The organism is Colwellia psychrerythraea (assembly GCF_000764225.1).
Classification (GTDB): Bacteria; Pseudomonadota; Gammaproteobacteria; order Enterobacterales; family Alteromonadaceae; genus Colwellia; species Colwellia psychrerythraea_D.
In genome coordinates, this window is record NZ_JQED01000024.1 from 63,371 (window position 1) to 76,976 (window position 13,606).

Consider the following 13,606-nt stretch of genomic DNA (forward strand, 5'->3'; position numbering starts at 1 on the left):
ATTGGTGCGTTCTACATCATTGTATTGACTATTGTGCTAAATCAATGACCTTAATACCCACATCAGAGACTGCTATTAGCTTCCCTTTAAACCAGACACCAGCAATCAATGTTTTCCCATCTTGTTGAGGCCTTTTACTAAAGCTTTCGCCATCATCAGTGCTAACAAGCAACATACCATTGTTTCCTAAAATAAAAATACGCTGATCATTAGCAAAAACAATATCATTTAACAATGCCGTGGTATCAGTGGAGATCTCATTCCATTGGGAAGAACGCTTATCGCTACGATAAACATGACCACGAAGACCTGCGACTAAAACATTACCCGCTTTTGTACGAGCCAGTGAAAAAAATGAACCTTGATAAAAAGCATCAAATTGTTGCCAAGTTATGCCAAAATCATCACTTTTAGCTAATAAACCTGTTTCTCCTAATAGAAATAAGCTATGGCCATCTTGAACTAAGCCATTAAAATGCGGAAGAATGAAGGCAATTTCATCTAAATAAGCCGCTTCATCTTCAGCCTTGACTTCATTAAGGTACTCAACATCATCAGCTAATAAAAATTCTTGATGAAACTCACTTTTCCACGTATTCCCGCCATCAAGGGTTCTAAAAACCTGCCCATAAGCACCAACAGCGATCCCTTGTTGTGAGTCCTTAAAATACACATCAAAAAGTGGTTTTTCTAATAAGGGTAAATATTGTTGAACTTGCCAATTTAGCCCGCCGTCCTGGCTGTGTAAAATCGTTGAATCATGACCAACAGCCCAACCGAGTTCTTCATTTAAAAAAAACACACTGGTTAAGGTTACCTGTACAGGCACATTTGCTTGGCGCCATTTGTTACCATCACTGGAGACTAAAATATGTCCATGCTGGCCGACCGCGACTAGCTTATTTTTTCCAATAGGTGAAATATCTAATAATAGTGATTTACTTGCTAATGGTGACTCTGTCGCTGGGATTTGCTTAGCGATAGTTGACGCTGTCGTATCAGCAAAAACAGGAGAAAGGGATATAAAATAAATAACTGCAAAAGCAACTGATAAACGCATAACAACACTCTTTTCTTTTGATTTTCTAATGATAATTATATATGACTGAATTACGGAGATGATTAAAGTGAGCAGTAAAAAAAACGGCTGACATATGTCAGCCGTTGTTTTTAGTTAGTGATTATCTACGACCTTCACGTCTTAATGCTGCAGGGGTAAAGTCCCGTTCATTAAGCTTTTTCGAGAAATCATACATTTTTGTTTCATTATCTAAGCCGATAGCTAAGTAACGACGTGATTGAATATCATGATACACATCTAATGTAGACCAAAGTGTCGGTACTTCATAATAGTTAATTGCATGAGCAATGCCTACGCGGTAAAGCTCATCACGGTTATCATAAATATCAGTTACCGCTACTTGCCAGCTATCTTCATCAATATAAAACACACGCTTTTTATACGTATGACGAGTATTTTCTTTCAGATTCGCTTCAACAACCCACACACGATGCTTTTCATAGCGAACTAGATCTGGATTAATATGTCCTGGCTGTAGAATATCAGCATACTTCACTTTATCACTATGCAGGCGATAGTCATTATAAGGGATCAATAACTCTTGTTTACCCTTTAATGTCCAGTTGTAACGGTTTGGTGCACCGTTATACATATCAAAATCATCTGTTGTTCTTAAACCATCAGCTGCTGTACCTGGTGCATCATAGGCAACATTAGGCGCACGACGAACGCGACGTTGACCTGTATTATAAGTCCATGCTTGACGAGGAGTTTTTACTTGATCCATCGTTTCATGTACCAATAACGCTGTACCGGCTAGGCGTGCAGGCTCAGTAACTTTTTGTTTAAACTTAAATAAAATATTGGTTTTTTCTAATTCCTCTGCTGAAGCTCCCTTCACATTATAAGGTAATAATAATGTTTCATTTAAACCAACATAGGTATAACTACCAGAAGCGGTAGGTGCTGCTTGACCACCAGAACGACTCACACTTTCACCACGATAGCGTAAAGTATGGTTCCAAATGGCTTCTAAACCCGTTGCCGGCACAGGGAAAGGAATACCAACCGCTGCTTGCTTAATGCCATTACCACCTTCAACTAACTCTGAACGAGTAGCATTATCCTTAACCGCTTTATACACATGGTCGGGATAGGAAGCACTACGACGAGTTTGGTAAACATTCATCTTATAAGTATCAGGATATGTTTCAAATAATTTGATTTGACCTGGTGTTAACAACGATTTGTACTCTGCAAGGTTACTCGCGGTGATTGTGTATTGAATCTTGTCTGTTGGATAAGGATCAACGTGATGATCGCCTACAGTGTAGCCTGCTGGAAGCTTAGTAATTCCACCTGTCCACTCAGGAATTGAACCATCTTCATTGGCAGCTCGTGTTGCACCTAATGGGGTTAATTCTGATGATAATGTTGCCGCCTGCTCGGCCGGTATTTTTGCTAAAGCGCCGGCTGATAAGACCATTGAGATGGTCAATGATAAAAGTTTGACTCTATTCATGTTATTTCTCATGATTTCTGCCTTAAATTAGATTGAATATTTGACGCTGAAAGAAACATAATCATGATCTTCCATCTTGTTTGTAGTGCCAACACCACCGAAGAAGCTGTTATAGTTAACATCTGCTGACCAACGACTTTGGTAATCAAAGGTTAATCCTAGCGACATTGACTTTCTGTCCTCAATGAACATAAATAATGGGTCAGGTGTAATGCCTTTAACATCATGAGAAAATACTACGCGCGGTGCAATATTTACACCGGCAAAAACGTTGGTATATTCAAACTTAGCAATGGCACGGTAACCCCAAGCGAATTCCGTTGGGAATGGATTAGTCTCTACACCATCTTGTAAAAGTTTGTTTAAGCCATCTGCGCCATTACTAACACCGCCACTACGTGCAGTACCAGGACCATTTAAACGTAGTTCACTCTGCTCAGGCATATCATTAATATTGATACCACCAACTTCAATGAGACCTACTAATTGACTAGCACCGAAAGTGGGGCCAAATAAATGTGTTAATGTCATCTGTGCTTGTACGGTATCAGATAATATATAGCCATTTGCCGTTTGACCTGGTTGATATGGCGTGCCATCAGCTTGAACCATCTGAGATAAACCGTCTAAAGCAGCATAAGCAGGGTTACCCGTATTGGCAAGTTGTTGAGGTACAGCAGCAAATAAGAGTTCAACATCATCAATTTGCAGTGGCTCATCTTGACGGTAGCTGACTTCACCCGCAAAGGCCGTAGTACCCAATGTTGTGTTAAAGCTCATAGCGTACATTTTAATGTCTTCGACATAATCTAACTCAACACGAGAAAAACTATTTAAATCAGTATAGTTATCTTCGTTAATTTGATTTGCTGTTATGTAGCCTAGATCACCGCCTATTGATGCGGTACTGTAATCGGCAGTCACACCTGAAAATATCGGGCGACGACTATGGTAATTAACATGATATAAACTAATTTCAGTATCGTTTAATTCAGGTAAGAACCAAGATAACCGTAAACCATATTGACCACCATCATCAGGTTCATTTTCAGCTTTAGAACCGGGAGCCCTCAAAGTAAGGTTGCCAGCATAAGCAGAGTACATCCCGCCAGCTTGAGCTTGAGCCTTAGCAATGGTTTCAGGGTCACCTGTTGCTAACGCAGCTCGAACCACATCACCAATTTCATTAAGACCAGCCATTAGGTAATCCAAATTCATATCAGGGTTGCCACCGAAACCAAGTTGAACATTATTGTACTGTCCACCGTCACCGGCAAAATCATTGGTAGAAAAATAACTTCCCGGTGGTGGTAAGACTGTCTTTTCCCAAGAGTATTGGTAAAACATCTCAATGTTAAAGTTATCTGTCACACCTAAAGATGCCCACAAGGCACCAAAAGGAATAAATGCTTCTTTTACTTCAGCGCCGGGCGCACGTAAACGAGCAATATCAACCGGGTTTATCTCACTAATACCGTGAGAAATTAACGTACTTTCACCCCAACTAATCACCTGGTCACCAAGACGTACAGAGAAAGGCATTTCACCAATATCGAAGTCACCATAAACGTAGGCATCAAGAAGGCGAACATCTTTACACACTTGTTCTCGTGCTTCGCTATCTCGGCAAGGATCAAATACATTACCGGTTAATGCATTAGAAGATGCTCGATCGTCATCCATCATGGCATAATCATAAAAATACATACCACGAACAAAGACACCTACATTTTGATAGTGGATGTCTAATTCGTGAACGCCTTTAATAATCTTCGAAAAACTTTCGCCTGCATTGTAATTTAGGTTGCCGTTATCGCCATTAGTAGAATATCCACCGGGCCCCTTCCAAACATCTTCTTTGATAGGATTCGGTGCAAATACTTTATAATTACTAAAATCTAAACCGCTATTCGCATTATTAGACTTGCCTATATTGTCATTCCAGTTTCTATCTTCTGTTCGCCAGCTTGAGCCGACACTGAAAGTAGAATCAAAACTGATCTCTACATCGCCGAGCTCCCATCTTGCTGCTTGAGCAGTATTAACCACTGAAGTTAATAACGACATTGAAAGTGCAGCAGCAATACCTACAGCTAAAGGTTTTTTGGCAAAGCCATGTTGAGGCTTGTTTTTCATCTATTCTCTCCCCTGTTCAGAACATGATGCTAAAAGATAAAATATCACCGAAAGTTCAGATACATTAGTGTAATCAAAAGTTAGTTCTTGTTTTATTATTTATCTAACACCAGCAATAATTACATCATTTCACTTAGGTAGCAAGCGTAAAGATACGAGTTAAAGCGCTATATTTTAATGACTTGCACTCAAGCAATTACGCGCTTGAATTCACCGTTTAAAACGATTGTTTGAAAATTATAAATAGTTAAACTAGGTTTGTTTTATAAGCTCATAAAATAACGATTATTTGTTTATTGTCGAGTAGTAAATGCAGAAGAGTAATGGTCCGACCACTGTTTCAAGTGATTACTCTATTTAACCTTACTCAATCGAAATTAATTCATTTTAGATAAGGATAAAAATTTATTTTGGTGAGTTTGTAAACAAAAATCACCTTGAATGCCATTAACAGTAAGGTATTTTCTTAAGTGCATAGCGGGAAATTGGACTTTAACACCTTTGGTGGTTGTGACCACAACATTCTGAATTGTACCTTGGTAATAAGGAAGGAATTCATTGGTGGTTATCTTGATAGAAAAGTAATATTTCATTTCTTTATATCCGTGATCAGGCAACATATATGCCTTAAATTCAGTGACTCACAAGTATATTTCAATTATTCACTTAAGCTAACATCATTCATCTTGTCCATGAAGTTCAGCTTGCTTAAGTACCTTGAGTAGATGACAGTAACGTGTTTATCCAGTAAACAAACACGTTACTTAAAAAGAATAGACCTATTCCTGGACTCTAATGAGTTAAGTTAGTCTAGGAGTGCAGCATCAAGTTTCTCTTTTAAGTCATTAGACAGGTTAGTTAATCCCTGCAACTTAATAAGTTCTGCTTTCATTAACTTTTGATGTACTGGAGCATAGCTTTTAAATTGAATAAGCGGTGTAATGAGTCTCGAAGCAACTTGAGGGTTAATCTCATTTAATTTAGCGATTTGCTCCGCTAAAAATTGATAACCTCTTCCTGTCTTGCAATGAAAATATTTAGGGTTGTTCATCGCAAAAGCACCAATTAAAGATCGAGCTCTATTTGGGTTTTTCAAACTAAATTGAGGATGTTCTAACAGTTTTTCAAGTTGAGTGAAAACATCTTCACTAACGACACTTGCACTTAAGGCAAACCATTTGTCCATAACCAGAGTTGTTTGTTGCCATTTATTCTCAAAATGCAATAACTGTTCTGACAAGTCATCTAGATTATGCTTTGAACTACAAGTTAAAGCCGCCAGGCTATCAGTCATATTCTCTTGTAAGATGTCATCATTATTCGTAGCTTGCTGATATTGTTGTGTAACCAAGTACTGATATTCTGGTAACTGGCTTAAATAGCTCAAACAAACATTTTTTAATGCCCTATTCGCGACAGCATTTTCTTTTGAACTTTCCTGCTGACAAGCTTTATAGCTTGCTAGTAACTGCTGTTGAGTTCCTCGTGCAATAAAAGCTGACAGCACAGCGATTGCATCTGTCAATGCTATAGGGTCTATATCAACAATTAAACTCGCGGCTTCATCAAAGCTAGGTAATGATAATTGCTCAGCAAGAAAGGCGCGATCACCGCCACTATGCAACATTTCATTAATTGCATTGGTTAACTCTTCAGGGATAGTGTAATTGATATCAAAAGTTAATTGATGAATGTATGACATTAATAGTTTTTGACCTGCATCCCAACGACAAAAACGATTATCTGCTTGCTTCATTATGGTAAATAGACTGGTATTATCTTGCTCAAACATCAACTTAACAGGCGCGCTGAAATCAGCAAGCATCGCTAGAATTGGTTTAGAGCTGAAACCACTGAATTGCCAACTCTGTTCTGTTTGGGTTAATTCTAATAATTGATTTTGAGATGCCTCAACATTATCTTCAGAGATTAACTCTATTTTAATTGGGATATGTAACGCTTGTGGATTTTGCTGATTTTTTGTTACAGGGGATTGCTGCATTAAAGTTAATGTATATACATTAGTTTTCGGATCAAATTTTTCTTGTGCTTTTATGACAGGAGTACCTGACTGGCTATACCACAATTTAAACTGCGACAAATCCTTACCACTCGCATCACTCATCGCATTGATAAAGTCATCACACGTCACCGCCATGCCATCGAAACGGGAAAAATACAAATCCATACCTTGTCTGAATTTATCTACACCAATTAATGTATGCAACATACGAATAACTTCAGAACCTTTTTCATAGACTGTTAAGGTATAAAAATTATTCATTTCAAGTACTTTTTCAGGCCTTATCGGATGAGCCATAGGACCTGCGTCTTCCGCGAATTGCTGTGAACGTAATAAACGCACATTTTGAATACGGGTTACTGCACTTGAATGCATTTGCGCACTAAATTGCTGATCACGGAACACCGTAAGGCCTTCCTTTAAGCTAAGTTGAAACCAGTCTCTACAAGTGACTCGATTTCCTGTCCAATTATGAAAATACTCATGAGCGATGACCGCTTCAATGTTAAAATAATCACTATCTGTTGCACAATGACTGTCTGCTAATACATATTTAGAATTAAAAACATTTAAACCTTTATTCTCCATTGCCCCCATATTAAAAAAGTCCACAGCAACAATCATGTAAATATCTAAGTCATACTCAAGACCAAAAGTCTCCTCATCCCACGTCATTGATTTTTTTAATGACGCCATAGCATGTTCGGCTTTGACTAAGTTGCCTTTATCAACAAATATTTCAAGAGAGACTTCTCGTCCAGATGCTGTCTTGAATTGATCTTCAAGAAGATCAAAGTCACCTGCCACAAGAGCAAAAAGATAACAAGGTTTTGGAAAAGGGTCGTGCCAAGTAACAAAGTGTTTGTTATCTGCTATTTCACCACTTTCTATTTTATTACCATTAGATAATAAATAAGGGTAAAGCGTTTTATCGGCAATAACCTTAGTGGTAAATGTTGCCATCACATCAGGTCGGTCTAAGTAATAACTAATTCGGCGAAACCCTTCTGCCTCACATTGTGTACAAAAAGCATCTCCTGACTTGAATAATCCTTCTAACGCGGTATTTTCTTGAGGATTAATTTCCGTCGTTATAATAAGAGTGAACTTATCCCTTTTAGGTAAGGTACTTGCGGGAATAATTAACAAGGTATCCGTTAATTGGTATTGCTCTTTACTTAATGCTTGATTATCAAGTACCAAAGATACAAGCGTTAAATGTTCACCATTTAGTTGCAAAGCTTGCTGGCTCTCCCCTGCTCTCTCTATAGTCAACTCACTAATAACCTGACTACAGGTATCATCTAAATTAAGAGTTAAATCAACTGTGTTAATTGTATAATCAGCTGGGCGGTAGTCTGCTAAAAAACGTGGTGCAGTGTCTGATGAAATAGTTGACATAATAGAGCCTTACTTTGGGAAATAAAAAATTAAACCGTAGCTTCTTGAATTGTTACTTTAGTCTTCTTAGACGTCAGCTTTTTAATATTAAAACCAATAAAGCCATAAATAACAGCAAGAATTGGATTTATCCAGTTAAAGAAACAATAAAACATATAATCAAGTGGATTCACTAATAGCACACCTGACATATAAACAGCACAAGTATTCCAAGGAATTAAAGGTGAAGTAATAGTAGCTGCATCTTCTAACGTACGACTTAATACCAAAGGGTCTAGACCTCTTCGCTCATATTCTTCTTTATACATTCGACCTGGCATAACTATCGCCATATATTGGTCCGCAGTTAAAATATTGGTACCAATACATGTAGCTACTGTGCTTGCGATCAAGCTTCCTGTTGTTTTAGCCGACGCTAAAATAGTTTCAACAAACTTTTTCAACATGCCTAAGTGCTCTAATACCGCACCAAAACTCAACGCACACATGATCAACCAAACCGTATTTAGCATACTCGACATGCCGCCACCGCTGAGTAATTTATTTAATTCATTATTACCCGTTTCAATGCTAACGCCATCAAAAAATGTCGTCCATACCACCATAATATTTGCAGTTAATGAATCAGTCTCCCCATTGGCTAAACGTAAGATGAGCTCTTGTTGAAAAAATACAGCCCATAAACCACCAATTAATGCACCAATAGCAACCGCGGGAAAAGCAGGTACTTTTTTAATTGCTAAGGCCAACAAGACAAACAAAGGTACCAGATTGAGTAAAGATAAATTAAATTGTTCGCTAAGTTGCTTACTTAATAGTTCAATTGACTGATCATTACTTCCCGTTGTTTCAGTAAAACCTAAAATGAGAAAAAGGACTAATGCTGTTGAAATCGAAGGCATAGTTGTCCAAAACATATAACGTATGTGACTAAACAGCTCGCTGCCTGCAATAGCGGGAGCTAAGTTGGTTGTCTCTGATAAAGGAGATATTTTATCACCGAAATATGCCCCTGAGATCACAGCACCTGCAGTAATAGCAGGCGATAAACCTAACCCTTGCGCTATACCTATTAAAGCAACACCAATCGTAGCGGCTGTTGTCCATGAACTGCCAATACTCATGGACACAATGGCACACATCACACAAGCTGCAGCATAAAACCATGAAGGGTCTAATACCATCAAGCCATAGTAAATCATGGTCGGGACAGTGCCTGATAGTAACCAGGTACCAATAAGTGAACCTACGGCTAATAAAATGAGCACAGCACCTAAAGATAGAGAAATACCATTGATTATAGCTTTTTCGATATCATGCCACTTATAGCCATTTTTAATCCCTATCGCTATAGCGACCCCCATCGAAACTAATAATGCTATTTGATTCGGCCCATATGATGAGTTATCTCCAAAGTAATTGACTGCTAAGGTAAGTAAAGTTATCAGGGTAAAAACAGGAATCAAGGCATCTAACATAGTAGCCTTTTTGGTTTGATTTAACTCAGACATGAAATGTAAACCTTTTTTTATTGTAGTTATTTAACGGTAGGCTATTTTATTGCGTTTAACCCAATTCCCAATCAAACTGCAGGCTTCAAGGAAATTGAATACTTTCAATACAAATGGTTGAATAAATTAACAAACAAAGCCGCCTCGATGGGCGGCTTTAGCTTGCATTTATGCATTATTTTTTGGCGATTTTGCCTAGCGAAACAAAATCAAATGTGATTCGTGCTGCTTCATCCAAAAATGGGTCTAAATCATCAAGTTCATCAGACAGGTCATCTAAATCAGTCACTTTATCTTTACCTAAAAGAGTAAGTTGTTCATTTACACGTACTAAACGTTTCGTTTTACGCTCTTTACGTTCTGATTGTCGAGTCGCAAGATTTAAAGAAATCGTTTTATCATCTTTCTCTGCTTGATAAATACTTATATCTTCTAGTAAATAATTAAATTCTGGATTGTCTTTGATACGCTGTTGATAAAGTGAACTTAAGTATTCAATATCTGTATTAAGTTCATTCAACGGTGTATATCTTGCTTGCTGAATTTGATCCCAAGGTAAGGCGTTTTCTTCTTTACTCTCCCCCCAATCTTCAGGGTTAATTGCAGTAGGAAAAGCTATATCAGGTAAAACTCCACGATGCTGAGTACTACCACCATTTATCCGGTAAAACTTAGCAATAGTATATTGAATACTACCCAGTGGTTTTTCATATAAGTCATATACCCGACCCAAACCGCGATGTTGTTGTACAGTGCCTTTACCAAACGTATGTTCACCAACAATAACACCACGTCCATAATCTTGGATGGCAGCAGAAAATATTTCAGAAGCAGAAGCACTGTAACGGTCAACCATTACAGTTAACGGGCCGTCAAAAAAACTCACACCATCGCGATCACTGTTTACTTGGATACGATTAGCGCCATCTCTGATTTGAACAACTGGCCCCTTATCTATAAACAAACCAGTTAATAACGTTGCTTCACTCAACGAACCACCACCGTTACCACGAAGATCAACTATGATGCCTTCTACTTTTTGCTCTTTAAGTTTAGCTATTTCTTTTTTTACATCTTTTGAAAGATTATTATAAAAACTGGGTATCGTAATAACACCTAATTTTTTGCTATCTGCTACATCTGGGTTTTCAAGATAAACCTCTGACTTAGCGGCTCTATCTTCTAACTTAATAATATCTCGGACAATAGAAACTACTTTGATATTAGCTTCATCATCACTATCACCCGATAAAATCTGCAGACGAACAGTTGTACCTTTCGCACCTTTAATTAATTCGACCACGTCATCTAAGCGCCAACCAATCACATCCTCAAAGTCTTTATCACCTTGAGCAACACCAACGATTTTATCTTTTGATTTTAATTGCTTGGATTTATCTGCTGGGCCACCCGTAACAACACGGTGAATTACAGTATAATCTTCAATTGAGCGTAACTCTGCGCCAATACCTTCAAGTGATAAATTCATATCAACTTGGAATCGTTCTGCATTACGAGGGGATAAATACGAAGTATGTGGTTCAACAACACGTGCAAAGCTATTCATTACAAGTTGGAATGCATCTTCACTTTCACTCTGTTTCAACCGTTTTATCGCATATTCATAGCGTTTAGTTAAGACTTCTTTAATCTTTGGCCATTTTTTCTTAGTTAACGTCAGATTTAACACATCTGACTTAACCTTCAAACGCCATAATTCATTTAACTCAGCTTCACTGGCAGGCCAAGGGGCTTCTTCCCGATCAAACGAATAAATTTCTTCTTTGGTAAAATCGAAAGGATTTTTATCACCTTTAGAACTCAATAAATTGACAGCATATTCATAACGTTCTAAACGTCTTTGCATATTCAAATTATAAATATCGTAAGCAGTATCTAACTTACCACGAGTCAATACAGAATCAAATTCAAGGCGGTACTTTTGAAAATCATCAATATCAGTTGCTAAGAAAATATTTCTTGCATAATCAAGCTGTTTAATAAAGCGATCAAAAATCTCACCTGACAAAGCATCATCAATAGTGACTTTTTTATAATGTGCACGTGTAAATCGTGCCGTAATACGCTTGCTAGCTGTTGCATGCTGAGTTTCAGGCATGAGCACAGGGAGTTCTTCTGGAGTATTCGGTTTTTCAAACGCAATAGCGCTAACAGATAAACCAAACGATAAAGATACGGCGAGAGCGATACGACAAAATTTTTGCATGCATTAACTTCCTATTCTATTTCTATATACCCTAGCATTTATGCTGGGCCTAGCCGCCTACTCTACTGATGGCGACTTTTAACTTCTTATAAGTAGATATTTTGAAGTTGAGTCTTGATCACCATGCCAGAATCAAGCTGAACACTGATATCTTTACCTGATATTTCAGTAATGGTGGCATTCATTGGTGAGTTGCCTAGCTGTACTCTAACTTTACTACCTACACTAATTGTAGTTGATTCGACAGATTTAAGTGGCTCTACTTCTTTTTTTACAGTTTTTTTCGTTGTTGACTTAACTGTTTTAAACTTAGTTGATTCACGTTTTTTGTCAGCTGGCTTGCTATTAGCTGCTTCTGTTGAGCCCTGCTTACCTTTATAAGGCTTTTTAGTGTCATTGTCTGTTGCTTTTTTGTTACCAAATTTTTCTTGGCTTTCTTTAAGCGTTTTGCTGGCATAAGCAGCTTGATCTTCATCAATTTCAGCAACATCTTTACCATCAATGCCCACACGAAAAGTGCCAACTTTGATAACTTTTAGGTAACGCCAACTACTAGTATAATGTCTTAATGCTTGACGTAAACGAGTTTTACTGACCGTTTCATCATCATTAAGTTGTTCTGCTAGATCTTGGAATATACCAATTTTAAGAGGTTTAACGGGACCTTTAATTGAAAAACACTCAGGGAATTTTTCACTTAAATAAGCAATGATATCTTTCGTACTTGTACGTTTAATTTCAGTTTCCATAACTACACTTTTTTACATTTAAATTAAATTAAGCTAACCTTATTTTTGAACAAGAATCACTCTGTAAGAGTTACTCTAGCAAGAAAATAGCGCCACTGTTTATCTTTCTTTATTCTTCAGGATGGAGATATTGCTCTGGATTATCAAGCACATGTTTACACCAATCATAAATATCATTTGTTTCTATTTCAGCAATGGCTTCTTGGCCTATCCAGGTATCCCAAATGAGAGCCAATAACTGTTCTAAAACTTCCGTATCGATGTCTTCATCTGCTAAATCGTACAAGGTATGATAAATTTCATTCATACGCTCAGCAACTTCTTCTTCCCGACCATCCCAATCCCCGACAATCTCTTGGGTGACCAGATAATCATGAATGACCACAAACTCTTTCATTAAACCTTCACTATCTCTCTAAATTTAGACTATTGCTGAAATTTATGCATTAACCATATCAGCAATATTTTGCTCTAAAGCCTGAACTATCAACATAACACCTTGCTCGTCTTGTAAATCAAATCGATCAAATGCCGTGCTATCAATATCTAAAACAGCAATGACTTTACCAGCAACTTTTACCGGGACAACGAGTTCCGCATTACTGCTTGCATCACAAGCGATATGACCATCAAACTGATGAACATCTGAAATACGTTGAACCTCTCCGGTTGATGAACACGTACCACAAACACCAGTACCAACTGGAATTCGAATACACGCAACTTTACCTTGAAATGGACCGAGTACCAATTCATTGTCAATAAGACGATAAAAACCAACCCAATTGACTTCAGTTAATCGCTCAAAAAGCAAAGCGCTAATATTTGCCATGTTAGCAATAATATCAGATTCGTTGTTTATTAGCGCCTTAGTTTGCCCTAATAGCTCTTGATAAAATTCAGCTTTATTACTCATATAAAGACACCATTAAAGAAAGCTTTGATAAAAAGCGCTAACATACCTAAAAACACTCGACAATTAAAGCTTTTCTCGAACAAATGGTGAACTATTACGA

10 protein-coding genes are annotated in these 13,606 nt (G+C 37.6%); all 10 read right to left on the bottom strand.

Translation table 11 applies throughout. The features are described 5' to 3' along the window. Positions 1-28 precede the first annotated feature (28 nt). Complete coding sequence (locus ND2E_RS10950) at positions 29-1,060, bottom strand: WD40/YVTN/BNR-like repeat-containing protein (protein WP_033093867.1); 1,032 nt, start codon at positions 1,058-1,060, stop codon at positions 29-31. Positions 1,061-1,181: 121 nt separating this feature from the next. Next, the gene (locus ND2E_RS10945; RefSeq protein ID WP_033093913.1) at positions 1,182-2,543 is read right to left on the bottom strand and encodes a DUF1329 domain-containing protein; all 1,362 of its coding nucleotides are present in this window, start codon (positions 2,541-2,543) and stop codon (positions 1,182-1,184) included. Positions 2,544-2,570: 27 nt separating this feature from the next. Next, complete coding sequence (locus ND2E_RS10940) at positions 2,571-4,679, bottom strand: DUF1302 domain-containing protein (protein WP_033093868.1); 2,109 nt, start codon at positions 4,677-4,679, stop codon at positions 2,571-2,573. 377 nt (positions 4,680-5,056) lie between these two features. Then, on the bottom strand, positions 5,057-5,299 hold the full coding sequence (locus tag ND2E_RS10935) for a DUF2835 domain-containing protein (RefSeq protein WP_223303606.1): 243 nt from the start codon (positions 5,297-5,299) through the stop codon (positions 5,057-5,059). A 185-nt stretch (positions 5,300-5,484) separates the two neighbouring features. Further along, positions 5,485-8,103, bottom strand: a complete 2,619-nt coding sequence (gene pepN / locus ND2E_RS10930; protein ID WP_033093869.1) for an aminopeptidase N — start codon at positions 8,101-8,103, stop codon at positions 5,485-5,487. A 29-nt stretch (positions 8,104-8,132) separates the two neighbouring features. Beyond that, entirely contained in the window at positions 8,133-9,614 is a 1,482-nt protein-coding gene (gene nhaC / locus ND2E_RS10925) for a Na+/H+ antiporter NhaC (RefSeq protein ID WP_033093870.1), read from the bottom strand. A gap of 175 nt (positions 9,615-9,789) precedes the next feature. Then, a complete protein-coding gene (gene prc, locus ND2E_RS10920; RefSeq protein WP_033093871.1) occupies positions 9,790-11,841 on the bottom strand; it encodes a carboxy terminal-processing peptidase in 2,052 nt (683 codons plus the stop codon). Positions 11,842-11,927: 86 nt separating this feature from the next. Further along, positions 11,928-12,590, bottom strand: coding sequence for an RNA chaperone ProQ (proQ, locus tag ND2E_RS10915; protein ID WP_033093872.1), 663 nt, complete (start codon positions 12,588-12,590; stop codon positions 11,928-11,930). A 109-nt stretch (positions 12,591-12,699) separates the two neighbouring features. Beyond that, entirely contained in the window at positions 12,700-12,987 is a 288-nt protein-coding gene (locus ND2E_RS10910) for a hypothetical protein (protein ID WP_033093873.1), read from the bottom strand. 42 nt (positions 12,988-13,029) lie between these two features. Continuing rightward, positions 13,030-13,506, bottom strand: a complete 477-nt coding sequence (locus ND2E_RS10905) for a GAF domain-containing protein (RefSeq protein ID WP_033093874.1) — start codon at positions 13,504-13,506, stop codon at positions 13,030-13,032. Between the last annotated feature and the right edge of the window lie 100 nt (positions 13,507-13,606).